We start from the raw sequence: 24016 nt of genomic DNA, 5'->3' as shown, positions 1-24016 counted from the left end.
CTTTTACAACCGGAAGCGAATCCATGGGTCGCTGGGGTATTTATCCCCCGTTCGATTCGAAGAGGCGTACTACAAAACCATCGCATGAGTAACGTTATGTGTTGTCCACTTTCTTGAAAGAGGTCCATTCAACGCCTTAATCTTCTTGATACGCTCTCTGAGGACACTCTAAGTCGGTTTCAACGCCTTAATCTCCTTAATGCACGCTCTGAGGACGCTCTAAGTCGGTTTCAACGCCTTAATCTCCTTAATGCACGCTCTGAGGACACTCTAAGTCGGTTTCAACGCCTTAATCACCTTGATACGCTCTCTGAGGACACTCTAAGTCGGTTTCAACGCCTTAATCACCTTGATACGCGCTCTGAGGACACTCTAAGTCGGTTTCAACGCCTTAATCTCCTTGGAGTACTCTCCGATGCGCTTTAAGTCGGTTTCAACGCCTTAAGTCTGGTGAGAAGCCTATTTTTTTATCAAATGAGTTAAAAGTTTGTTATACGTTTCGTTATCAGAGCTTCATTATTAAAGATTCATTCTCAGAGCTTCGTTCCCCAAAGCGGTTTAAATCGATTTTCCTTTGCAAGCGGAGTCTTATTACATACATAAATAAGTGTCGAAAAGTCCATATGACTTTATCGACACTCTGGCCAGGGCAAGATGCCCTGGTTTTTTAGCTTATGGAAGTGAAAACGAAGGGGGAGGTTAAGGTATATTATACCAAGTGGCTTAGTCAGATTTTAAGTGCAATCTTTATTTATATCATATCGGAAAATAAAAAGAAATACTTTTTTCAAAAAAAGTATTGAAAATTTGGGCGGGCTGTAGTATCTTTTTAGATGTAGGAAATATAGGGAGGTGAACGGACGTGGAAAAGATGGCGATGCAAATGATGATGACTATGTGCATGGATGAAATGATGTGCAAGATGAACTCCATGAAGATGATGATGGACAAGATGACAGAAATGAACATGATGGACTGCATGGATACCAACATGATGATGATGAAAATGCAGGAATGCGATGAAATGATGACAATGATGATGAAAATGATGCGTGAGATGGAGCAAGTATCGATGTAATCGTCTATGAATCTGGCCATTCATAGCGATTGAAGAGGCGGTCTTCGCCTTTACTGCAGAGCAGTCGCCTGCATGCATTTATTGAACAGGGTCTTGGTACATAGGTTGGCAAAGCAGATAGCTGCATGCCGGCTTTTTTTGTTTTTCTTTGTTTATTATAGTTGCTGGGCAGTATACTGTGCCTTCAGCTTATTGGAGATAGTAACCCTCTGGATTTTGAATTCCCACACTTGCTCTTGCAATTGCCGCTTCTCGTTGTCCGTGTTGGCAGAACTGCGAAGCTGTTCGTACAGATCAAGCATCTTACGATTTATGCTGTCGAAGCGCAGCCATAACTCCACTTGTACATTGTGAGCGATTTCTGCCCGAATGTGACTGTCTCTATCTCGCAGCGACTGCAGGATATCCTGCTGCCACGCCGTATCACCAATGGATACCGCCAAGTTATATAGATCCAAATAATCATCGATCCATTTTGTCGCTATAGCTTTATCGGGGTGTGACATGTTCAACAGCTCCAATCGTTGCAACCTCTTATACCGAGTATTATACTAGGAATTAGCGGGATTTCAAGTGGTTTTTCAAAAAAATGTTTGAGAAGTGATAATATTTTTGCTTGGCTTGTGATCGAATGCGTGAGCAGTGGAACGTATAGTGGTAGAGTTGAGCAGGAGAGGGCATGTCGTCTATGTGACAGAAGCTTTTAGGCTATAGAGATATGACGGGGATTGAAGGTGTAATCTGACTTTCCAGCAAAAAAAGACTTGATAATAATTATCGTTCTTGATAAAATCAAAAAAGAAGAAGGAACACCTGAAGTATTCCTTCTCCGTATTGCTTTATTTAATTTCGAACGTTTGGCAATCTGTTTCCGACGATGTGCTTGCTTGCTGCTTGGATACGATGTAAATCTGTTCAGCAGCACACTTGTTGCCGTTGCTCCAGTGACGGCAGGAGTTGACTTCACAAAGAACGTCTTTAGCCATTGCGGACACCTCCTTATGGGGTTAATGGAAGACACAAATGGAATACAGCAAGGCGATATCCAAGTTCGCACCTTGTCATCGCTCGCATGTCCCTTTTTCGCACAAAGGGCTATTTGTGTTTCATATCCATGATACAACGAAACTGGGCGCGGCTGCAAGCTGCGTATCGTTTCTGGCTATAAGATTCATAGAATTTTTTGTAAATAATCCGAATCCGTTGCGCTGTATCTTTACATGCGCAGCGGATTTTTTATGATCGCTATAAATAAGACATAGCGGACTTTTGTGCGGAGGCAAAAATCCGTATAATAGGACGCATGGGTTGTATGAGAAAGGACGGAATATAATATGAATAATATCGTATCAATGGCATGGGTTAAGGAACATATGGGAGAGCCAAATGTCGTTATCGCGGATTGCCGCTTTGTGCTTGGCAAACCGGACGCTGGACGTGAGGCTTATGAAGCATCGCATATTCCGGGGGCCGTCTATTTGGATTTAGAGAAGGATCTATCCGCACCTGTGGATGAGCATGGCGGTCGGCATCCGTTGCCGGATATATTTGATCTGACGGTTGCGCTTAGTCTCGCAGGGATTGGCAATGAGACGAAAGTAGTGGCTTATGATGACCAAGGTGGAGCGATGGCTTCCCGGCTGTGGTGGCTGTTGAAGTATTTGGGCCATGAGCATGTATATGTGATGGACCAAGGATTCGCTGCGTGGACGAGTGCCGGGCATCCGGTAACGGATGAGATTGCGGAGCCGACTCCTGTGAAATTCCTGGCAATCGTTGAACATACGATGCTGGTAGAGATGGATCAGGTACAGGAGCTGCTGGGGAGAGAAGGCGTCACGCTGATCGATTCCCGAGAGACGCCACGTTATCGTGGCGAGGTGGAACCGATTGACCGAGTGGCAGGCCATATTCCGGGAGCTATTAATCGCTTCTGGAAGGACGGACTGACGGTAACCGGCAGCTGGAAGGTTGCAGATGAGCAAGCTGAGCGCTTCGCCGATTTGGACAAAAACCGCGAGCTCATCGTGTATTGCGGCTCAGGCGTTACGGCGACTCCGAATGTGATCGCTCTGCAGGAAGCGGGTTTTACCAATGTGAAGTTGTACGCAGGTAGCTGGAGCGATTGGATCTCGTATAGCGAGAATCCGGTGGCGACGGGGGACGAAGAGAACGCTTAATGAACATAGCAGTATGTGATTCGGAGTACATCGTTCATGTGGCGATGTACTTCTTTGCGTTGGGCTGGGGTGTGTCGAAGTCAACAGAAAGTCAACGCTCCCATGCTTCCAAATTCCATTTTCGGATGAACTCTAATTTGTACATGTCCTGCCCAATTGTACTTGATAATCGATTGTGTTAGCATGGACTCAGATGAATATCCAGGAGGCGTTTAAAATGAAAACAACAATTAACTACGGGCAAATTTGTAAAGGGACTAGCGCATAATCGCCCTTAAACTGCGTGATTCCCCAATCGAAAGGGGAAACCGATTTGAAGAAGTATGCATTGCAGCAGTTCGAATATCACGTTTGGGCGAACCGGAAGATTTGCGAATATTTACAGCAGCTTTCAGAGGAAGTATACCGCAAGGAGATTGTCAGTGTATTTCCGACTATCTTCGATACAATGGTTCATATTTACGTAATTGATCGAGGTTGGTTGTCTTTTTTTGTTGCGGGTGGCGTCACTGACATGTCGGCTGAGTATTTGGAGAACCTGAAAGACTCGATCGATTCTGCAGTAGCAGAAACCAAAGGAAGGCGCATCGAAGAGTTAAGTCAGATGATGATTGATCTGACCGATAAGTTTCGGTTATTCATTGAACAGCATGAGGACATCGAGGTCATTTACCCTTCCGGAGCGTTCAATGCCCGGTGTGTGGATTATATTCAGCATCTCGTGAACCATGGAACATACCACCGCGGTAATGTGACCGCCATGCTTCGGCAATTGGGACATCCGGGAACACCGACAGACTATGGTTTTTATCTGTATACGTTAAGCCAGTAATCTTTTTTTATGGAGATAATGGACTTTAGCCTGGAACATGTGTTCCAGGCTTTTTTAAGTTACTAGTATGAACATTTACGAAGAAGCCAAATGAAGTTTAAAATACTGGCAAAAGCAGTAGCAGGAATTAAGGAGCCCGCTGGTGGTGGGCAGTTGAAGAGGCGTGGACGATGTATTCCTCTTCTTAGTCAGGGCAAGAGCTACATGCTCTTAGAGCCGCCAAGCTCAGGGAGCTAAAGAAGAAGAAGGTTTGCAGAGGACATAATACATGGGTAGCGATACAGCATAAAGGGAGGGTCCCCTCAAGTAGATGGTGTAGGACTGCTTCGTTCTGTTCCAGAGAATGGCCACAGCGGCGCCCGAGGGTCAGGCGCGGCGTAAAAAGAGTAAGCTCTAATACATACCTTTTTGTAGCTATGTATGTTTGGATACATTTTTTCTTTGAGATGTATTTAGGTTTACTTTTCTTACTCTTTTTACGCGACTCTTTCTGGTACGGTCTCTAGGGTATCTTTATGGTTTACGCTCGTTTATGCAAGCCTTTTGCTGAGTTCGTGGAGTTTTCCCACCATCTGACGTGCAACGTAGGGTTGTACCGTTTCGCCTCGCCCCGATCTCTCCGAGCCAATGGCGCTGGCGTGTCGTAATCCACGTTTTTGCTTGTTGGCGGGAAAGACGATCCTTGGTTAACTGTGGCGGCAATGTAATGAAGCTGTCGATTCAAAGAGTCTGTACATGCCACGACTTCAAGTCTGTAACCAGGTTCAGGACAGAATCAATAGTTGGAGCGATTGGATTTAGTGAAAAAATGGCGATCTAAGATGATTTCAACTGAAGTCAATCGTTCATGTACGGATGAGTCGGATGAGCAAAGAAATATTGGATAAAAGACGTGAGCCGTTTAAATCGCTTCTGAGCAAAAATCAAATGATGATCAACCGGTTTGCGGACGCGGAAGGAAGGTACGTAGGACGCGTGTGTGGGGCTGCAGCAGATTGCCAGTGGGCAGGCTGTTACGGCTCTTTTTTTGTTTTTGTAACAACTTGACTTAAAGTTCACTTTAAGGGATACAATTCTTTAAGCGTAGTAAATTAAATAAACCTAGCAAAGGGGATTCTTATGGAAAATAGAGAACAACTAGTGCATGAATTTAAGCGTCTTATTACATTTGCAGAAGGATTAAAATCGTATTCTGAGGCGGAGTTGTCAAGTCCGATTGCACCAGGGAAGTGGTCTCCTAAGGAGATCATGGCTCATATTATGGTTTGGGATCAATATTATTTCGAATACGCGATTACTCCAGTAGCAGCGCGTCAGGAAAAAGCGGTCATTACATCAAGTGATTTAATAGAAGTCGACAGTTTTAATCACAACTCTATGCAAATTGCCAAGGAGCGAGCTGCTAATGAGCTTTTTGAGCTTGTAATTGAAACAAGAGAGCTGTTCATACAAAAGCTGAACCAAATTTCAGAGCAAAGTCTAAGGCATTCTTTCGTGGACGCAGATGGGACAACCTTTGTTATTTTTGATTTTGTGGTTGGTTTAATTGAGCATGATCAGCATCATATGGACCAGATTGAAAATTTATTAACGTCAAACACAAGCCACTTGAAATAGCTGTCCCTAATTTCTATCTTATTCCCCGTGGGTTGTGGCGAGGGATGTGAATATAGATTAAGGCCCAATTGTTCATCCGTGCGTTAAGAAACTGGAAAGGCATCGACGCGTGTCCGTTTCAATAGGATGCATCGCGGAATGAAGTTTTTGTTTCTTATTTATCCCTTTTTTTATATAATGTAATTAATTTACTAGTTATTCCATCGACGAGCGCGCTGATTTCTTTATGATTACCCTTCACAGAGAGGAGGTGAGAATAATGAAAAAGGTAATATTAATGGTCCTCATTGCTATGTTTGCTTTCTCCAGCTCGGCTTCTGCCGCTTATACTGCAGAATCAGTAGATACAAGATATGGGCTGCCAGATCACTCTAAGTATTCCTATTCAGTGACTCTTTCGGGAGAACCGAATACTCAAGTGACCGTCACTTTGATGTACAAAGGACCTTGGGGGCAGCGCGAACCTGTCTACGGCTCCACCCTTACCGTCACGCTCAACGCCGGCGGATACGCTACGGTTAACAGTCCCGATCTTTATTGCTGTTCAGCAACTCATACTTTTCCCTATGGTAATCCTGTAGTTATACAAGCCCAATTCCAAGGTAGCTATGGATCTGTTCCTATGTTTTATTTACAGCCAAAATATTAATATTGTCGTTGCATCATATGCGAGTTTGGGGCTGCGACAGGCTGCTGAGAGGCAGGCTGTTGCAGTCCTCTTTGTTGTTCCTTTTTCAAGTGCCTAGCAGTTCCAAAGGCATAAAAGCGTAGTCCCCATTTTTAATGGATACCTTATGAGGAGAATCCGGTTTCGGTAGGGGACGAAGAGAAGCGTTAATCGTTGCTGTTACATCTGCATATGAATCGCTCCCCTCAATATGAATGAAAAAATGCCGCCAAAGGATGGCGGCAACAAGTAGGTTTATAGTAAAGAAGCGAACAAGTATGACTATAACTCATATAACGAAGATCAGCGTTTAGAAGGTTATACTAATGTCGGCTAATTTCCTTTTTAATCTCATTGTCAGCTTTAATAATGCCATACACTTTGGCTGTTTCAACGACTTTTCTAAACAAGTCTATGGAGACAGATGGTTCGACGATAAGCATACCAACGACCTTGAGATTAAGTTTCTGGTCTTGCTTTAAAAGGGATTCAAGGTGGTCATTGGTTAGAACCTGAACACCAATAGTTATGGCTTTTTGTTGAGTCATTTGCTTAATTTCATGGGCATGCAAGTTGATTTGGTTGCGTATTCCAGTTCTTATCAAATCTGTTCGATTAGTATAAAAGCCTTGCTCCACCAGTAGGTCAATCTGACCTAAATCAACAGCACCTAGATTTAGCGTAATTTTCTCGGTCTCCGACATGAAAGCACATCCTTCCAAATATCATCTATATACCATCCATATGGATGGTATCATGGTATTAATTGGATGTCAAACCTTTTTGGTGCAGACAACTATCAACAAGCCGCAAACAATACGTCGCCAGCAATTCATCGCTCTCCCTTCCATGTACACAGAGAAGGCCGGTTAGCCCCTTCACTGGAGAGAGGCTGTAACCGGCCTTTCATATTAAAAAGTCAACCTATCAGCATTTTTCTGAACTGTCTTTTCTCTTTGGACGTATCGATTCATTGCTTAATTGGATTTCTCATAGTTGATCAAAGGAGATGCAATGTCGATCAGATGTTCGCGAGACAATTTTTCCACAGAAAGGTCATCAAGGCGATAGTAACTTTGGTTATCATTTTCTCCCCAAATAAGACGTTGAGCGGAACTATGGAGTCCTTTTAAATAAAAGGCTTCTGTTACGCCGATTTTGATCTTCTCCACCTCTAAATCATTCATTTCGGTCGAAAAAATGGTCTGGTCAGGTACATGAAACCATACTTTTAGAGATACTTGTTTTCCGTAATCATTTTTGTAGTTTGCTTGATAGCCGACCGCTTCACCAAGCACCTTCAATTGATAACTAATTTCACCTATGGTGATTGAATTTTTCCATGAAGTTACGTTTGGTATCTCATCGTTCAAATCATGGAACAACAAACCCGATTGAAATACAAAGCTGTCTCCAATCTCATTTAATGGTGCTCGGTCGCCAATTTGCGAGGAAAAAGGTTTATAATCTGTATAGAGTCGTTCGTTTGCCAGGCTGATGTAACGATTTTGGTCCTTTATGTAGAATGTAGCTGCTTCACCTTCGGCAAGCATATTTTGCAATGCAGCGATATCTAATGTAGAATCAGACTCTTCGTTATGAAGAAGACTTCTAAGCTCTACAGTAACCGCGCCATCCGGAGTGAATAGTTTCCAGGATTGTGCCGCCGCGAAGCCAAAGCCGCATGCAAACAACATCGTTGCCCCAATCAAGGAGATATACCATACTTTTTTTCTGTTCAGGCTTTTGATCGAAGTACTCGTATGCCGTTGCCCGCTTTGGCTATTATATCGAATCGCAGCCATAATGCTTTCTGTTCTATCGATCTGGGGTAATTGCTCTTCCAATAATGTCAGATTCGTGTGCCAATCTGCGTGTGTGCGGTTCTTCAATTTCTACTCCCTCCAGTTCCTTCCAAATTTTCTTTAGCTTCGATAAGGATCGTCCTGCTTTTTTGCGTAGTGCCGTGGGCGACTGGGGAAAACTCTGGCTAATCTCGTCATAGGATTGTCTCTCTATCACTCTGAGCACAATTAGCGATCTTTCTACTAACGTTAGTTGCTGTAGCGCAAACTCCATTTGGGTTAATACTTCCTTTTGCCTTGCTATTGCATATCCATCATCTACATTTTCATTACCAAGTGGTTTAAGCAGCTTCATCATCAAGGTGGTCACTTTCCGTTTTCTAAGCAAGTTAAGGCAATGATAATAAGCAATCTTATATAGCCATGCTGAAAAAGATTGATTGTACGTATACAAAGACAGCTTCTCATACCCCTTAATAAGTACGTCCTGCACAGCATCTTCTGCTTCCTCTCTTTGCATAAGCAGATGATAGCAGTATACATATAATCGCTGCTGATATCTTTTAATGAGCGCAGCATATTGCTCTAATTGTCCGTCTCGAACTGCACGAATTAATGCTTCATCAGAGTCTTCGTATGGTTGCTCTTGCACTAGCATTGACTCTCCTTTCTTTTTGATTCTATTTATTAAACACCGCAATGTATGTTTTGTGACAGCTCGTATTAAAATGCAGTAAGTATGGTTGCTTGTAGCCTATTATTTAATGCTTTAATAGTAGAATCAGCTGCAAGTTCCGTCCACTCTAAGTATTATTATGCTGGAGCGATGGGATCTCGTATAGAGAGAATCTGGTAGCGACAGGGGAAGAGTAGAGGGCATAAGGACGCGTCGGACGCGGGTTGGAGGGCTGTGACAGGTTGTTGAATGGCATCGTACGTTTCCGATATTTTTCTAGAATGTCGTTAACAACTCATTAATTTTATTTAGTTCATCCGTTATTCTATGTAAAAGTGCAAAGATGGTCTCAATGTACATTTTGTGAAAGATGAAGTAGATAACCATATGTATAACGATTGCTGCAACTATAGTTATATATTTTATTATTCGCTCATCCCCGAAAAACTCATTAAATCGATTAAGCCCAAGGTCATTTATTTTTATTGCAGTGTATAAAGTTGCAATAAGGCTTACTACTCTTAGTAAGAATTGTTGCATGTTACTAATAGTAAGACCTTGGTTAAGATGGTCGAATATAAATAAAAAATCAATTAAAGTGAGTAGCTCCCCCAAAACGGGGATGTTACTTACAACACTGTTGCCTACTAAACCAACATTAATAAATTGTAGTATAATCGCAACTACAATGATTCCGCCAAAAATAATAAATTTTTTATTCAAATCAATCGCTCCTAGTGTGATGGGAAATATTTAGATTATTAGAAGTGTTTACGCTTGGAGCATCATATCCGTTTCAAAGCAATTTATCTCCAAGTGGGAGCCAGAACAGATCACTGCCGTCAAGCAGGCATGGGCTGCTGTTATAATTGTTCTAAAGCTTCAGTTGCTGAAGATATTTATTTGGGAAATAGGAGGCGGATTTCTTGCATTCGAATGAAGACAGCGAGACGCGGAATCAAATGTCTGCTGATTCTGGGATAGGAGAGAGAACTTATCTGATTGGTGAAGTAGCTAAAATGATTGGATCTAAAGTTAGAACGATTCGTTACTACGATGAGATTGGGTTAGTAAAGCCGACCAGTCATACCGAAGGAGGGCATCGGCTATATACGGGGGAGGATACTTGGCGTTTAGAGCTTACGTCAACGTTGCGATATCTGGATTTCAGCATTGAAGAAATCAGTAAGCTCTTATCCGGAGTTTTATCCGTCGATAAAGCGCTTGACTGGCAGATTGAATCTCTTTCCATACAGGTAAGTGCGCTTACCAATATGATCTCTATTTTACAACAAGCCAAGCAGCAACAAGGGGATTCCATGCGACACCTCTATGATTTTGTCCAAGCTAAAGCATCAAATGTCGAAAAACGAAACCAGTTTATTGCCGAGAAGGTGGTGGCAACAGGTCTCTTTGACGAAGTTCCTTCAGAATGGCAAGATCCTATGCTGCATTACTTTAACAAATATATTGTCAATCAAGAAAAAACGACAGCTCAACAAATAGCAGCCTGGAATGAACTGCAAGAGATCATAAACGACACTCAATTCATTCAGGATGTAAAAAACACCAATTTTTCATACTTTACTAAGGAGCTTCAACCCCGCTATGACGCAGCTACATGGATCAAGAAGCTGGATCATATCTATGCTCGATTGACACAAGCGTTGGAGGCCAAAAAGTCTGCCGACAGTCCTGAGGTTCAGGCAATTATTGAAGAGACAGTCTCGTTATATGCAATTACCGAGCAAACCATCTATAACGCTGATTTTCTTAAAGCTTTTTTCGAGCATGCCGAGCAGACTCGGTCGCCTCTTATTGAGCGCATCAATAGGCTGTGTGCCATTATGAGTCCGCAATTAAACTTGCTCTCAGAAGGAAATCACGTTTTTTTCGAAAACCTGCAAAGGAAGTTGAATTCGTAACCTAAATATGTGAGCAGCCCAAAGGCTAAGGCCTTTGGGCTGTTCACATGTTTATTCAGTCTTTTATAAGTGTAAAATCCGAATTTTCTCCAATATGTTGCTCGATTAGCCGGAATGGCTGTTGTTTTAAATAATGATCAAAGAAGTCCTGCGAATAATCGTTAATGAGGTTAAAGCCCTCTTGAATATCACGTCCCTGCATCAATTGGAACAGGGGGGAGAACAGAACAAAGTCGGTGAAGCTGATGTGTGTCGTCTCTTTTAGGATCATCCAGTAGTTGCCGCCTTTGGTGATATGATCGAACCGTGGCAGCACTTCCTTCGTCATATCAATTGGGCTGCCTTCTGTGGTTTTCTTCATATTCTCTACACTGGAATCAGCACTCATCATCATAAAAGGTTTGTTCAGCCCTTCTTCGGGAATACGCAGTTCACCATATAATGCGCCATCCATATTGAGCGCTGCCTTTACTCTTGAATCCCTCATTAATACTTGCATGCTTGTCGCCCCGCCGAAGGAATGACCGAACATCCCCACATGATCCATATCCATTCGGCCGGTAAAACGCTGGTCCGGGTCATTCGCTGCCAGCTCCTCGATCTGATCCAGTACGAATTGGATATCTTCTACCCATTGTGCATTAGCCTTATCCAAGTCGGCGATGGACGTAATGTCTGGCATCATTAAAGGGGCTACACGTCCATCCGGGAAAATGGAGGCGGTGCTGCTATAGGTATGGTCGATGCCGACTACGATGTAACCCTGGCTGACCAATTGTTCGACCTGGAAGGTGTTTTGCATTTTATTCCCCGTGAGGCCGTGTGAAAAAAGAAGCACCGGATAGGACGGCTCCTCCTTGGAGATATCTACATTTACTATAGCGTGTGTCTTGACGTAGCCGATAGAACTGAACAACAGCTTAGGGAAATTGAGCATCTGGCTATAGCCCTCGGCAAACACATTGATGTCGGAATGATAGGCTTGCGTCTTTCCTTTTGCCTTTGCGTCAGCAGGATACCAGATTTGTACCATTAATTGACGCTTATCGTTTGTATCAGGTGTAAAGATTTCGTCCCTTTCTTGATCGGTCCAGTCATAGGTGACGGTGCCGATTTTGTAGGGACCTGCTGGCTTCTCAAAAGTGAATACCGGAAGCAAGAGCGGCAATGCTACAGCGACGGCTGAATAAATAACGGTCATTGTCGTCGCTAGAATGCGCTTCAACAGCTGGACTTTTCGTCCCGTCCGTTTCTCATCTTTTTTGTCTCTGCGCACCCATATGGAAGCGGCGATCAGAAGCGGCAGTGCCGTTATAATATAAGCAGGAATCATCGGCCAGCGCATCCCATCTATGACTCCATGCAGCAGCATCATAATGGAAGAAACGCCGAAACCGATGAGAAGGGAGCGCCGCCGCTTGTTTTTGGCGAACAGAATCCACCCCAGCATTACAATATTGAAGACTAGTAACAACATTTCTAAAGACCTCATCATCATTAAACCTCCATGTTCAGTTAACTGCTAGCTGCTAGCTATTTCAAAGCTTACAACCTCCAGTAGGTGAAGATTCAAGTCCTAGTCGTACAACTATTTCTTCCATACGAAAAAAAGGCATATCAAGCTGTTGTCATGACTGCTTGATATGCCCTCGCTTATTGTTTATCCAGATGTTTCATTACTATTTTCTTCGCTTGTTTATGACGGATAATTTATGCCATTTATCCTTCTCACGAAGGTAGGCAGCTTTATTGGTTACGAACAAATTTTCCTTCTTCAATTGCAAGTAGCGCTGCCAACGATCCTCATTAAGCGCACCGTTTTGCATAGATTGCTTGACTGCGCAGCCTGGCTCTCTCTCATGTGTGCAATCAGCAAATTTGCATTGTTGGAACAGTGCTTCCACATCAGAGAACGTCTCGCTAATTCCGCTATCGGCATCCCACAGCCCTAGCTCACGCATGCCGGGTGTGTCGATCACCATCACGCGATTGTTCAGCAGTGTGAGCTGGCGGTGGGTCGTGGTATGGCGGCCTTTGGAGTCTTCCTCACGAATGCCGGATACCTTCATAATTTCTTCCTCGGCTAGTGCATTAACCAGGCTGGATTTGCCGACACCGGATGAGCCAAGAAATACAATAGTTTTGCGCGGCTGCAAATAGCCTTTCAACTCGTCAAGTCCGTCGCCAGTCTTGGAGCTAATGGCAAATACGTCTGCACCGATTGCAATCTCTCTGACCTGCTGAAGCTGTTCGGATACTTGATGGGACAGATCGGCCTTGGTCAGCACAATAACAGGCTGAGCTCCACTTTGCCAGGCCATCGTCAGATAACGTTCAATCCGTTTCACGTTAAAATCATAATTGAGCGAAGCCATAATAAATACATAATCGAAGTTTGCCGCAACCAGTTGTTCCAGTATGCTCTTCGCATAGGCTGCACCGTGACCGGAATAATCACTGCGGGAAAAAGATGACTTGCGTTCACCGGTTTTTACAATCAGGCTGTCACCGCCGGAATTATATTGAAGCAGGACATAATCTCCAACTGTAGGAAACCGTTCATCTGCAGTCCCGCTAAAGTAAATACCGGATTTGAGCCTTGCTCCAATTTCTCCATGCTGACAGACAACCTCATAGCGCTCCCTGTGGACAGCGGTAATTCGTCCCGGAATGAGACCGGAGGAAGCTGTTGTTTCATCAATAGGGGAGATACCGTAATCTTCAACGTTCGTGTTCATGTTTTTTTGCCTCCACATCGTTAATTTCGTATTCATGCGTAAGTGCTCATGGTTGGTTTCATACAAATTCATGGCCATGCTTTAAGGAAAAAAGCATGACAAAAAAGCGCAGCAAGCAGCCATTCCTATGCATAGGCTGCTCTGCTGCGCTTCATTGGGAAAAACAAAAAACACACCTCAACGAGTGTGCCTGCAGTTAACAGTATTCACGAAAGGTTACTTTGACAACGTGGGCATACATGCAAGCTCAAATAGACGCACACACAACTCCTGAAAAACTAGCTGGAGCCGGAACGCAAAGATGCTGCCTAAAGGCGCATGCTGCCCGTATTCGGTTTTAAGAGTTTATCACCATTACATGAATTGTCATTTGAGAAACAGCTCCCTTCAATAACTATAAAAAGTATGGAAAAACGGTGCAGACAGGTAAAATCTTCTGCTATTCAAAGGTATCATATGTTTCCAAAGTTGGGAATAAAAATCCGAGCCGACACATGGTTTAAACCAAACTTTACCATGCAACTGACATTTGCAAAATAAGAGTCGATCGAACGTATGAAGAGCAGAGGGTAGAGCTCAATTCAAATGAAGGCGAATATGGATCTGAACTCCATTCAGCCGCACTTGTTAAGGGAAAGCTGCAGAACGAAACCTTGGATGTTCTTATCTACAATGTAGTCATTTGGGAGAGGGAAGGTTTTGAGGATCACTATACCTTCGATAACGATGAGCTGTGACGTGTATAAATCCCGGTGAACTGGCAGCCGAAATTCCGTATGAAGACGGGGCTGACCACGACAATTTTATTCTCTAATAAATTCCCCGTCTATGTATCGTCCCCGAGTACTTTCGCCATTCACGTAATTTGCGACTACAATGCCCTCAGCAGTATGTTCGTACCATTCACCATACCATTGCCCTGTGTAGGTTGTGCGATTTATGTCTGTCAGCGTTCCTTCTCCGTTTTTCTTGCCTGCCATCCAGACTCCGTCGAATAGAGTGCCATTCCGATAAGTATAAATGCCCTTTCCGTCAAACAGCCCGGATTTATATTCACCGACATAATGATCGCCGTCCTCAAAAAATTCCTTGCCCGATCCGGATTTCTCCCCGTCTTCCCAATATCCGGAGTAGATGCTTCCGTCTTCGTAGATATAAGTGCCATAACCGTTTCGTTGACCGTCATTCCAAGTACCGATATATGCATCATTGCTCGTTAAAAAGAGGGCACCCTGACCGCTTTCTTGCCCTCGCGAAAATTCTCCATAGTAGAAGTTTCCTCTCATGTCCCGGCGTATGCCGACCTCATCATGTTTGCCTTCCGACCACTTTCCGATATAGTAGGCTCCATTTGGGGAGAGCGCTTGTCCAAATCCGCTGATGGCATCGTTCTTCCATGTGCCTGTGAACGTTTTTCCATCCGGATATTGTTTTTCTCCGATACCGTTAGCCTGCTGCTCGCGTATTTGGCCAGTATAGATAGATCCGTCAGGATAAGCTTTGGTGTAATCGGCAATATGTATATTATCATTCATGTTAACTTGAAATGGAACCAACCATATTTCTTGCCGTCTTGCATATGTTTATGCTATATTTGGTCTACTTCAAGTATAAGGAGGGTTGTTCTAATGTTGGGTGCTTTGACTAGAAGAATTCGTTTTGTTCCTTTGTCCCACTAAATTTCATAGTGAGCAAAGGCTCTGCCTGCGTGCGGAGTAAAACGGAATCAGTCTGCCCATTTTAGGACATCCCCGATCGTATCGGAGAACAAGGGACAGCCAGTCTGTCTCTTTTTTGCGTGTGTAAAAGTGTATAGGTGCATGGGAAACGTCTGCCCATTTTCGTATTGTGCCTTACGTTTGTTTACATGCGCACTATTTAACTTTTTTCTTCCGTTTTTTCGCCGCAGGCATATGCCTGCGTTTTTTTTGTTTTGCGAAAAATTAACGAAACGGGAGAATCATATGCGAAAACAAAATAAGAAGCAAGGTAACGCAAGAGCACATAAATCCGGCCCCAATTTCTCTGCACAGCATTTGCTGCATCATCCAGAGACGATTCGGCAATTCATTCGTTCTGCCCGATTAAGCTCATCCGACACTGTGCTTGATATCGGCGCAGGCAAAGGAAGCTTGACCTTCCCGCTTGCTGATCAAGCGGGGAAAGTGATTGCAGTGGAGATGGATGCGGAATTTGTTCGCTTTCTCCGCGCAAAAGCGGAAGGAGATCCCCGCATACGGATTATCCAAGGGGACATCAGATTGCTGCGGCTGCCGAAGGAAGCATTTCATGTGGTAGCGAACATTCCGTTTTCCATCACAACGCCTATTCTTGAGAAGCTGCTCGGTCCCGAGGGAAGGGCGTTTCAACGGGGAATGTTGATTATAGAAAAAGGAGCAGCACGCAGGTTAACGCAGACCGAGATGGTGGATCCTCGTTTGTTATTGTGGAGAATGCATTTTGTATTGGAAATGCGATCGGTTATTCCCCGCACTCACTTTGCTCCGCCGCCGCGGGTGGATGCTGCCGTGTTGCGAATTGAGCGAAGAGAGCGTCCGCTGATTCCCATCCAGCAAGGTGCCAGGTTTGTGGGATTTGCCAAGCTCTTGCTGCGCGAGCCCCGAATTGCAGCGGTTCATGCGTTAAAGGGGATTTTCACGCCTGCGCAGATCAAAGCTTCTTTGAAACTGGCAAACGTTGACCGAGAGCAAACCGTTCTTTCATTATCCATGGAACAGTGGGCATCCCTTTTTTGCAGTATGCTGCAGCATGTCACGCCTCATCGTTGGCCGAAAGGATAGAAAGAAGAATAACTCGTCATGTCACTAAACTGATTCTGGGCATGCACAACACACCAGTACTACGAAAAGATGGAACTACCTGTACAGCGCCTCATCAGCGATTATGGATGATATATCCATAACCTATAGGAGGTGTGCAGGATGAACGACGTTTATGTGACAAGCATGGGGAAGTTTCTGCCGGGTGAGCCTATCGGAAATGAAGAGATTGAAGATTACTTGGGCCGAATTAACGGCAAGAGCTCCAAGTCCATGCGACGCATCCTTGAGCAAAATAAAATTCGCTATCGCCATTATGCTATCGATAAGGAGCAGCGCAGCTTGTACAGCAACGCCGAGATGGCGGCTCTAGCGATCCGCGATGCGCTGAATCGCAATTCGAATGTAGAGGAGAACGATATCGACTTCCTGGCGGTGGGCACGACACAGGGTGACCTGCTTGTTCCCGGCTTCGCGAGTATGGTTCATGCCGAGACCGGCTTGCCTGTCATGGAAATCGCAACCCATCACGGCGTATGCGCCAGCGGCATGCAGGCGATGAAGAATGCCTACCTGCAAGTGCTGTCAGGCGAGAGCCGCATAGCCATATCCTGCGCAAGCGAGTTTCCCAGCCGCACTTTCAAGCATACGAGATTCGAAGCGCAACAGGCCTACCGGGATAGCGCGGTACCATTCGATACTGACTTTCTCCGCTTCATGTTGTCGGATGGCGCAGGAGCGGCCATTTTGCAAAATAGCCCTGCTCCTAGCGGCTTGTCGCTTCGCATCGAGTGGATCGACAACAAGTCTTATGCGAACAGCTATGACGTATGCATGTACGCAGGGTTTAACAAGAACAACAAAGAGCATGCCAATTGGCATGAATACCAGTCGGTACATGACGCAGCCGACGACGGCGCAATTAATCTGAAGCAGGATATCCGGCTCGTGAACGAAATGCCGAAGGTCGGAGTTGATCGCTTCTTCGAGCTTGTAGAGGAAGGCGTGGTCGATCCGTCTTCGATTGATTGGATGGTATGCCACTATTCCTCGCACTTCTTCCGTGATGAAATATTCCGCCTGCTGAAGCTTGGAGGCTTAACGATTCCGGAGGAGAAATGGTTCACCAATCTGTATACGCGAGGCAATACGGGAGCGGCATCGATCTACATTATGCTGGAGGAACTGCTTGTCAGCGGCAAGCTGTCGCCCGGTGAACGCGTATTGTGCATGGTGCCGGAGAGTGGCCGATTCCAGACATCGTATATGATGATGACCGTTGTTGGCTCTAAGGATGAAGTGCCTCGGGTTTCTATCGAGGAGCGGGTGCCAGAAGCGCCGAAATTGAAGTACGACAGCACAGATGATGTACAGGCCCAACTGGTTCGCCAGCTTGTGCGCGTATGGATCGACTTCGAGCAGAAGCTTGCCCGTGTTCCCGTTATTCATAAGCTATACCAAGGGAAATTCACAATAAACGATTATAAGTCGCTAATGGAAAATATTCGCCAGCAAGTCATCGACGGCTCGCAATGGATCGCGCGCGCAGCGTCCTACATACCGATTGAGCATATCGATCTGCGTTCGATGTTCATTGCCCATGCCAGCGACGAACACCGCGATTTTCAAATTTTGGAGCGCAATTACGTTTCAGTCGGGGGTGATCTGGCAGCCATTCAGGCAGGGGAGAAAAATATCGGCAGCGAGGCGTTGTCCGCTTACCTATTCCAGCGTGCGAGCCGCGATAATCCCGTCGACCTTATCGGCGCTATGTGGATTATCGAGGGACTGGGCTGCCGGATGGCCCGTTATTGGGGCGAAATGATTCGCGATCAGCTTGGGCTGAACGACGAGCAGGTGTCTTTCTTGCTTTATCATAGCGATTCCGACGAGCTGCACTTCGAACGGTTGGAGGCTGTTGTACAGCACCCGCTGTTGACGGCAGAGATTGCCGCCCGAATCGTCAAGACGGCCAAGACGACCGCACGGCTGTATTTACTGCAATTAGAGGAGTTGAACTCTGTATGAGCGAGTCGGACTACTTTCGCAATATGACGCATGATCGGGATGACCCGAATCCTTTTCTCGCCATTTATCTCGATCAGAGCATTCCGTTCAATGAAGAAGCAAAAGCGGCCTATTTGAAGGATTGCTCCAGCCGGTCACGGCAGTTTCTGCTTCCGCTGCTTCGTCCGCTTGCCCGTCTCATGATCATTTTACTGCAAGTCTATAAGATCATCGTACCAAAGGCGTTCACCTCTTCCCGATTGCTGCACCGAGTGCTGCATGGGGGCATGAAAACATTCGTCAGTCCGAGCGCCAACTATATGATCCTGCGTCACTTCTACCTTGGATCGGAGGTGCTGCAGTTCATCCGTGACAATGTGCCGGGCGTGACTATTACGATGAATCCGCTTAAACCTACGAATCTGGAGCCAGTGAAGGATGATCTGTTCCTTATCCATGACTTGAACTTATACAACTTCGTTATCAATTTGAACAAGGAATTGCGGGAGAAAGGAGTAGAGGTCACCAAGCAAGAACGTCTGAACTTCGCAGCCATTACGTCTACGCCTCTGCCTATGGAGCCTATGCCGAAGCGGTGGACGAACTTCATGGACCTCACGACGGCAATCGAATGCTTCACGCCGGTGTACCAGTTGTTTCTGTCCGACAACGACTTCTGGCGTGCTACGAATTCCTTGCAATTAGACGAAACGATTGGCATTCTCGCTTCGAAAATCATCGGCAGCAACGACCGGCTCGCGCTCATTAACAACAAGCATCCGATGGTGCCGATGACGACGCTGAGCGCAGGCTTCCGGCTTGTGCTGCATGGACTCGCGACGGAGCAATTACACGCGCTGCTCGTCGAGCTGAAGCACAAGCAGGAGCTTGCTGCTTGATGCATGGCTCACTGCTAGGGTTGAAGAACTAACGTTAAACTTTATATGAGAGAATTAAGATAATATGGAAAGATGACGACTAACTTCTGAACGAACGATATCTCATTAAAAAATGATGAGGAATGTGAATCGGAAATGGTTAAAGCAGTCGATAGTCCCTCCTAAAATACAAACATTTTAGGAGGGTGAACCATGAAAACCCTATTTTGAATACTATTTGAATCAGGTAAGATGCACCTACAGCATGACCGCTAATATCGACATTACAGTACTGCGCGCAGAACTCAGCAACAGGGGAATGAAGGTATATCCAGCCCTGATCCAAGCGAACCGCTGAATACGTTCCCGATTTCCAGCATTCCTTGGGTTCACTTTACGGGATTTAATCTGAATGTTTATAGCGTGGGAACCTACTTGCTGCCCATATTTACGATGAGAATATTCGATCAACGGGACGGAAAGGTACTGCTGCCTTTATCCGTACACCTCCATCATGCGGTCTGCGATGGCTACCATGCCGGCAGGAGAAAACTGATCGTCGTGTACGGGCTTCTTGTTTAACCGCTGCGTAAGCAAGGGCGGGTAATAAATGAATGCTAAATACAGAGCACAGCTAGTTAAAGGCTGCGGCTCTGTATTTTTTTTATTTATTTAAGAGACTATACGACTAAAGACTTCAATGTTGATAAGACAGATAACCTCAATTCCTTCCAGCCTCTGTCCACGCATATCTATCGGCTATTTACACATGATTTCATTGAGAACTATTATCATTTATGATAGGATGTAGAAGGAATTAGAAGGAGCGAGGACAACATGAGGGTAGATGAGTATACGACGATATGGAACCATATAGCTGTCAAAATATCTGATATTCGCCACATAAGGATGAACGATGGGGAAGTGATGGAGGGCTACCGTCTACCAGCAAGCTGTTTCATATACAGTACGCGCGGTTCTGCTAGTGTGGCACTTAATGATGTGACGCACCAGGCTGAGCCATTCTATTTATTGCATGGCGCCAAAGGCATGAGGCTGGATATAGAAGCGAAGGAAGCATTCCATTATTATTTGCTTTTCTATAGAACAACTCTCGTATTCTCACGCTGGAAGGAAATAGGAAGACTGCTTGAGCGCAGCAACCCATTCAACATGCAATACGGATTCCGACCTGATGAGCCCCTTGGCTTGTATAGCTGCCTGAGTTCGTTGGAGTGTGCATGGAAGAATGGAGATAAGCTTGGCAGAATTCAAGCTACAGGGTTGTTCTATCAATTCGTACATGAGCTGTTGTGGCTGCTGAAAAATAATGAAGGAAAACTCGTCAAACCGGATTTCGTTACAATCGCAACCCGTTATATGCATGATCATTATCAGGATGTCATTACGCTTCAATCCCTTGCTGAGCAATTGAACTATAGCGTTCGGCATTTAGCGGTCAGCTTCAAGCAGCAAATCGGCATAAGCCCGATTGAATATTTGATCCGAATTCGAATCAGCCATGCGTGTAAGCTGCTGGTAGAGACGGACGCATCGCTGCGGGAGATTGCGTCGCAGGTTGGTTATCCCGACGTGTACTATTTTAGCCGAATCTTCAAGAAACAAACCGGCTTGTCACCCGCTCGTTATCAGACGCAAGAGCGCCAGCAGCCAGGAGCAAAGGATCGTCCATTTATTGTATCAGAATTGCACATTGGCACAAAGAGAACTCTGCGTTACACTAATCGTGGTAATGATAATCATTATCAATATAACGCTGGAGGGTCTATTTACATGAAAAGGAATTCTAAATCAGCCATACTGCTCAGTATGCTTATAAGCTTGACGGTGGTGCTTAGTGCCTGTATGTCAGGGGGAGGAGCCGGAAACAGCACGAACTCAGCTGCGATCACTCCGTCTGCGTCACCAACCGCCGTCGTAGAAAACGCAATAACAAACAAGACTACGGTGAGAGTCATCTCAACTGAAAAAGGCGATGTGGAAGTTCCTCTTAATCCTAAACGGGTAGTTGTTATGTATTTGATTGGCGATATTGCAGCTCTTGGCATTAAACCAGTCGGTATTTCCGAAATCTACGAAGGCGCTGCGTTTACGGAACATTTGGCCGATGCGGATTCCCTTGGGCCCGAATATGAGGTTAATCCTGAATCCGTTATGGCGATGAAACCGGATTTAATTATTGTGGCAACCGAGTTTACCTATGATAAGTTGAAATCGATCGCCCCTACAGTATACGTCCCTTACGATAAGCTAACTACGGAACAACGTATCGAGATGCTGGGTAAAGTATTTGGCAAGGAACAAGAGGCAAAGGCTCTACTTGAGGATTTTCAATCTAAGGTCGAAGCAAGCAAGCAGAAGCTGAAGGAAGCGGGCTTAATGGATAAAACGGTTACGATTTTGGAGGGAGGAGCCAAGGAAATGTTCGTTACTCAATCGACACATTTCGGACGGGGTTCCCAGGTGCTCTATGAATATCTCGGCATGAAAGCTCCAGACATTATTCAGAAGAATATGAACGCTTCAGAAACTGAAGCTGGTAAATCTGTATCTATGGAAGTGCTTCCTGAGTATGCTGGTGATTTCGTAGTTCGTTCTTCATGGGAAGGGATGGACGATTTATCGAATAATAATATCTGGAATAGCATAGATGCGGTGAAAGCGGGTCGTGTTATTGAAGCAGAGTTCGGCTTGTTCTTCTATACCGATCCATTGTCGCTCAATAAGCAGCTTGATGTGTTGGCCGAGAAAATGTTGGAAACAGCAGGGAAGTAAGGATGAATACGATGATGAAGGACAAATCTGCCTCGGTTAACCGGGGCAGTTTCATTTATATGCTGTTTCTACTACTCGGATTTGTACTGCTGCTTCTATGTGCAGCCGCCTCGATTTCGTTTGGAGCCGCCCGAATTAATATAGTTACGGCATGGGAGGCTGTCTTCGCATTTGACCCTGCCTTAACGGAGCATCAGATTATTCAATCTGCGCGAATCCCCCGTACAATTGCAGACGTTATGGTGGGTGTAAGTCTCGCCATAGCAGGAGCGATTATGCAAGGTACTACCCGAAATGCACTCGCTGATTCTGGATTGATGGGTGTCAATTCGGGCGCTGCATTTGCAGTTGCGCTTGCTTTTGCGTTCTTACCTGGAAGCAGTCACACGCAGATGCTGCTCATTGGTTTTGCTGGGGCTGGACTTGGAGCGGGCACGACCTATTTGGCTGCGGCACTCAATCGACGGGGCATGACACCGGAGCGGCTTGTCCTTGCAGGCATATCAATTACTATGCTGTTCTCCGCTCTTGGTACGTTCGTATCCATGAAATTCAATATAGGCAAGGCACTTGTTTACTGGACTTCGGGCAGCGTAGCAGGAGCTTCATGGGAAGAGCTTCTTTTTGTCTTTCCATGGTTTGTTGCAGGTGTTGTTCTCGCACTCTGCTTATCTCCATCAATAGCCATTCTAAGTCTTGGAGACGATATTGCGGTCAGTGTCGGACAACGTACAAAACTAGTGAAGCTATTGTCCCTACTCGCCGTGTTGTTGTTGGCTGGCTTGTCCACCTCGCTCGTCGGGCCTGTCAGCTTCGTCGGACTCATTGTCCCTCATATGATGCGATTCATCGTCGGCATTGACTACAGACGAATTGTTCCGGCATCGGCCATCTATGGCGGAGTATTCATGCTGTTGGCAGATGTGACAGGACGGATTCTTGCTCGTCCGAATGAACTGGCGCTCGGCATTATATTTGCCATTATCGGAGTGCCATTCTTTCTGTTCATTTCCCGTAGAGAGAAGAGGGCATTTTAATGAGAAACTCATCCATATCCATTATAAGCGGACTATTAGTATTACTAATAGCTGGTGCCATTATCAGTATTAATCTGGGCAAAATGGCGCTTAGTCCGATTGAAGTTATCACAACCTTATTCGGACAGGGGACAGCCGATAATCAACTGGTGCTGTTCGAATTTCGCTTGCCGCGCATCGCGTTAGCTGTGCTGGTTGGGATAGGAATGGCAACGTCAGGCACGGTACTCCAAGGGCTTCTCCGCAATGATCTTGCTGATCCCGGCATTCTAGGCATTAGCGCGGGATCTGGCCTTGTAGTGCTCACGTTTATATCGGTAGCGGGGGTGGGGAGTCTATCCTCTTCCATCATGCTCCCGCTGCTGGCATTTATCGGAGGGTTGTTTGCGGCACTCTTAATCTATTTGTTCTCATACCGAAAAGGAAAATTTCCATCCTCTACTCGACTCATTTTGACCGGTGTGGCGATTAATGTAGGTTTAGGTGCAGTGTCGCTATTTTTGACACTTAAGCTTGATGAGAATCAATATGCGTTCGCCCAAAAGTGGCAGGCAGGTTACTTATGGGGCGATAAATGGATTTACATTGCGATTCTCGCGCCATGGGTTCTGCTGTTATTCGGCTATGTCTGGTATAAATCGCGCACACTGAACACGATAGGAATGGGTTATGAAATTGCGACAGGCGTCGGTGTACCCGTAAATCGATCGTTTGTCGGTCTTACGCTCGCCGCTGTGGCAATTGCCTCTGGAAGCGTAGCGCTCGGCGGCTCGATTTTTTTCATCGGACTAATTAGTCCGCATATGGCGCGCAAGCTAGTGGGTCCCGATCACAAATTACTGCTGCCTACAGCCGGAATTATCGGGGGGATGATCCTTCTGGCATCGGATACGATTGTCCGTACAGCAAGCTTTTTCATGGGCATACCGGCTGGCGTGATCGTGACCATTGTAAGTGTGCCTTATTTCATCTATTTGTTGATGCGATCTTCTTAGTACTC

Annotated in this window: 21 protein-coding genes and 1 pseudogene; 13 read left to right on the top strand and 9 right to left on the bottom strand. The window is 45.4% G+C overall.

All coding sequences use genetic code 11. The features are described from left to right. Positions 1-862: 862 nt before the first annotated feature. Positions 863-1078 (top strand): hypothetical protein, encoded by a 216-nt coding sequence (locus DX130_RS16335; protein WP_116047129.1) that lies wholly within the window; start codon positions 863-865, stop codon positions 1076-1078. 155 nt (positions 1079-1233) lie between these two features. Here DX130_RS16335 and DX130_RS16330 read toward each other — a convergent pair whose 3' ends face one another. Continuing rightward, positions 1234-1599, bottom strand: coding sequence for a hypothetical protein (locus tag DX130_RS16330; protein WP_240644536.1), 366 nt, complete (start codon positions 1597-1599; stop codon positions 1234-1236). Positions 1600-1917: 318 nt separating this feature from the next. Further along, complete coding sequence (locus DX130_RS16325) at positions 1918-2064, bottom strand: DUF1540 domain-containing protein (RefSeq protein WP_116047128.1); 147 nt, start codon at positions 2062-2064, stop codon at positions 1918-1920. 348 nt (positions 2065-2412) lie between these two features. On the opposite strand from DX130_RS16325, the gene DX130_RS16320 reads away from it, so the two are divergent. The 4 genes from DX130_RS16320 to DX130_RS16305 all read left to right on the top strand — a co-directional run bounded on the left by DX130_RS16320 (position 2413) and on the right by DX130_RS16305 (position 6356). Next, a complete protein-coding gene (locus DX130_RS16320; protein WP_116047126.1) occupies positions 2413-3258 on the top strand; it encodes a sulfurtransferase in 846 nt (281 codons plus the stop codon). Positions 3259-3571: 313 nt separating this feature from the next. After that, the gene (locus DX130_RS16315) at positions 3572-4090 is read left to right on the top strand and encodes a DinB family protein (RefSeq protein ID WP_116047125.1); all 519 of its coding nucleotides are present in this window, start codon (positions 3572-3574) and stop codon (positions 4088-4090) included. Between the two features lie 1119 nt (positions 4091-5209). Then, positions 5210-5707: a DinB family protein gene (locus DX130_RS16310; protein WP_116047123.1), complete on the top strand. Its 498-nt coding sequence runs from the start codon at positions 5210-5212 to the stop codon at positions 5705-5707. A gap of 259 nt (positions 5708-5966) precedes the next feature. Then, a complete protein-coding gene (locus DX130_RS16305; RefSeq protein WP_116047122.1) occupies positions 5967-6356 on the top strand; it encodes a hypothetical protein in 390 nt (129 codons plus the stop codon). 341 nt (positions 6357-6697) lie between these two features. Here DX130_RS16305 and DX130_RS16300 read toward each other — a convergent pair whose 3' ends face one another. From DX130_RS16300 to DX130_RS16285, 4 genes are all read right to left on the bottom strand, one after another. After that, the gene (locus DX130_RS16300; protein WP_116047120.1) at positions 6698-7078 is read right to left on the bottom strand and encodes a CopG family transcriptional regulator; all 381 of its coding nucleotides are present in this window, start codon (positions 7076-7078) and stop codon (positions 6698-6700) included. 273 nt (positions 7079-7351) lie between these two features. Continuing rightward, positions 7352-8266, bottom strand: a complete 915-nt coding sequence (locus DX130_RS16295) for a hypothetical protein (protein WP_133297940.1) — start codon at positions 8264-8266, stop codon at positions 7352-7354. Further along, positions 8193-8831, bottom strand: coding sequence for an RNA polymerase sigma factor (locus tag DX130_RS16290; RefSeq protein WP_165861319.1), 639 nt, complete (start codon positions 8829-8831; stop codon positions 8193-8195). Before DX130_RS16290 ends, DX130_RS16295 begins: the two co-directional genes overlap by 74 nt. Before the next feature lie 300 nt (positions 8832-9131). After that, on the bottom strand, positions 9132-9578 hold the full coding sequence (locus tag DX130_RS16285) for a hypothetical protein (RefSeq protein WP_116047116.1): 447 nt from the start codon (positions 9576-9578) through the stop codon (positions 9132-9134). 203 nt (positions 9579-9781) lie between these two features. Here DX130_RS16285 and DX130_RS16280 point away from each other — a divergent pair, with 203 nt between their 5' ends. Beyond that, positions 9782-10780, top strand: a complete 999-nt coding sequence (locus tag DX130_RS16280) for a MerR family transcriptional regulator (protein WP_116047114.1) — start codon at positions 9782-9784, stop codon at positions 10778-10780. A 55-nt stretch (positions 10781-10835) separates the two neighbouring features. Here the strand turns inward: DX130_RS16280 and DX130_RS16275 are convergent, their stop codons facing one another. From DX130_RS16275 to DX130_RS16260, 3 genes are all read right to left on the bottom strand, one after another. Beyond that, the gene (locus DX130_RS16275; protein WP_240644535.1) at positions 10836-12257 is read right to left on the bottom strand and encodes an alpha/beta hydrolase; all 1422 of its coding nucleotides are present in this window, start codon (positions 12255-12257) and stop codon (positions 10836-10838) included. A 202-nt stretch (positions 12258-12459) separates the two neighbouring features. Beyond that, positions 12460-13518 carry a ribosome small subunit-dependent GTPase A gene (gene rsgA, locus DX130_RS16270; protein ID WP_116047112.1) on the bottom strand — a complete coding sequence of 353 codons (1059 nt, stop codon included), beginning with the start codon at positions 13516-13518 and terminating at the stop codon, positions 12460-12462. An 803-nt stretch (positions 13519-14321) separates the two neighbouring features. Next, positions 14322-15053 carry an MORN repeat-containing protein gene (locus DX130_RS16260; protein ID WP_133297939.1) on the bottom strand — a complete coding sequence of 244 codons (732 nt, stop codon included), beginning with the start codon at positions 15051-15053 and terminating at the stop codon, positions 14322-14324. 429 nt (positions 15054-15482) lie between these two features. Here DX130_RS16260 and erm point away from each other — a divergent pair, with 429 nt between their 5' ends. From erm to DX130_RS16225, 7 genes and pseudogenes are all read left to right on the top strand, one after another. Continuing rightward, entirely contained in the window at positions 15483-16319 is an 837-nt protein-coding gene (gene erm / locus DX130_RS16255) for a 23S ribosomal RNA methyltransferase Erm (protein ID WP_165861318.1), read from the top strand. 141 nt (positions 16320-16460) lie between these two features. Further along, positions 16461-18326, top strand: a complete 1866-nt coding sequence (locus tag DX130_RS16250; RefSeq protein WP_116047107.1) for a StlD/DarB family beta-ketosynthase — start codon at positions 16461-16463, stop codon at positions 18324-18326. Further along, on the top strand, positions 18323-19204 hold the full coding sequence (locus DX130_RS16245; protein WP_116047106.1) for a DUF6999 family protein: 882 nt from the start codon (positions 18323-18325) through the stop codon (positions 19202-19204). The genes DX130_RS16250 and DX130_RS16245 overlap by 4 nt, the downstream gene beginning before the upstream one ends. A gap of 217 nt (positions 19205-19421) precedes the next feature. Further along, positions 19422-19765, top strand: a pseudogene (locus DX130_RS16240) (CatA-like O-acetyltransferase). Between the two features lie 255 nt (positions 19766-20020). Then, positions 20021-21979 carry an AraC family transcriptional regulator gene (locus DX130_RS16235; RefSeq protein ID WP_116047104.1) on the top strand — a complete coding sequence of 653 codons (1959 nt, stop codon included), beginning with the start codon at positions 20021-20023 and terminating at the stop codon, positions 21977-21979. A 2-nt stretch (positions 21980-21981) separates the two neighbouring features. Continuing rightward, complete coding sequence (locus DX130_RS16230) at positions 21982-23016, top strand: FecCD family ABC transporter permease (RefSeq protein ID WP_240644534.1); 1035 nt, start codon at positions 21982-21984, stop codon at positions 23014-23016. Then, on the top strand, positions 23016-24011 hold the full coding sequence (locus DX130_RS16225; RefSeq protein WP_116047102.1) for a FecCD family ABC transporter permease: 996 nt from the start codon (positions 23016-23018) through the stop codon (positions 24009-24011). Before DX130_RS16230 ends, DX130_RS16225 begins: the two co-directional genes overlap by 1 nt. Positions 24012-24016: the final 5 nt, after the last annotated feature.

This window comes from Paenibacillus paeoniae (assembly GCF_003388735.1).
Taxonomy (GTDB): domain Bacteria; phylum Bacillota; class Bacilli; order Paenibacillales; family Paenibacillaceae; genus Pristimantibacillus; species Pristimantibacillus paeoniae.
Note: the sequence above shows the minus strand (reverse complement) of the source record. Positions and strands in the feature narration are given on the sequence as shown.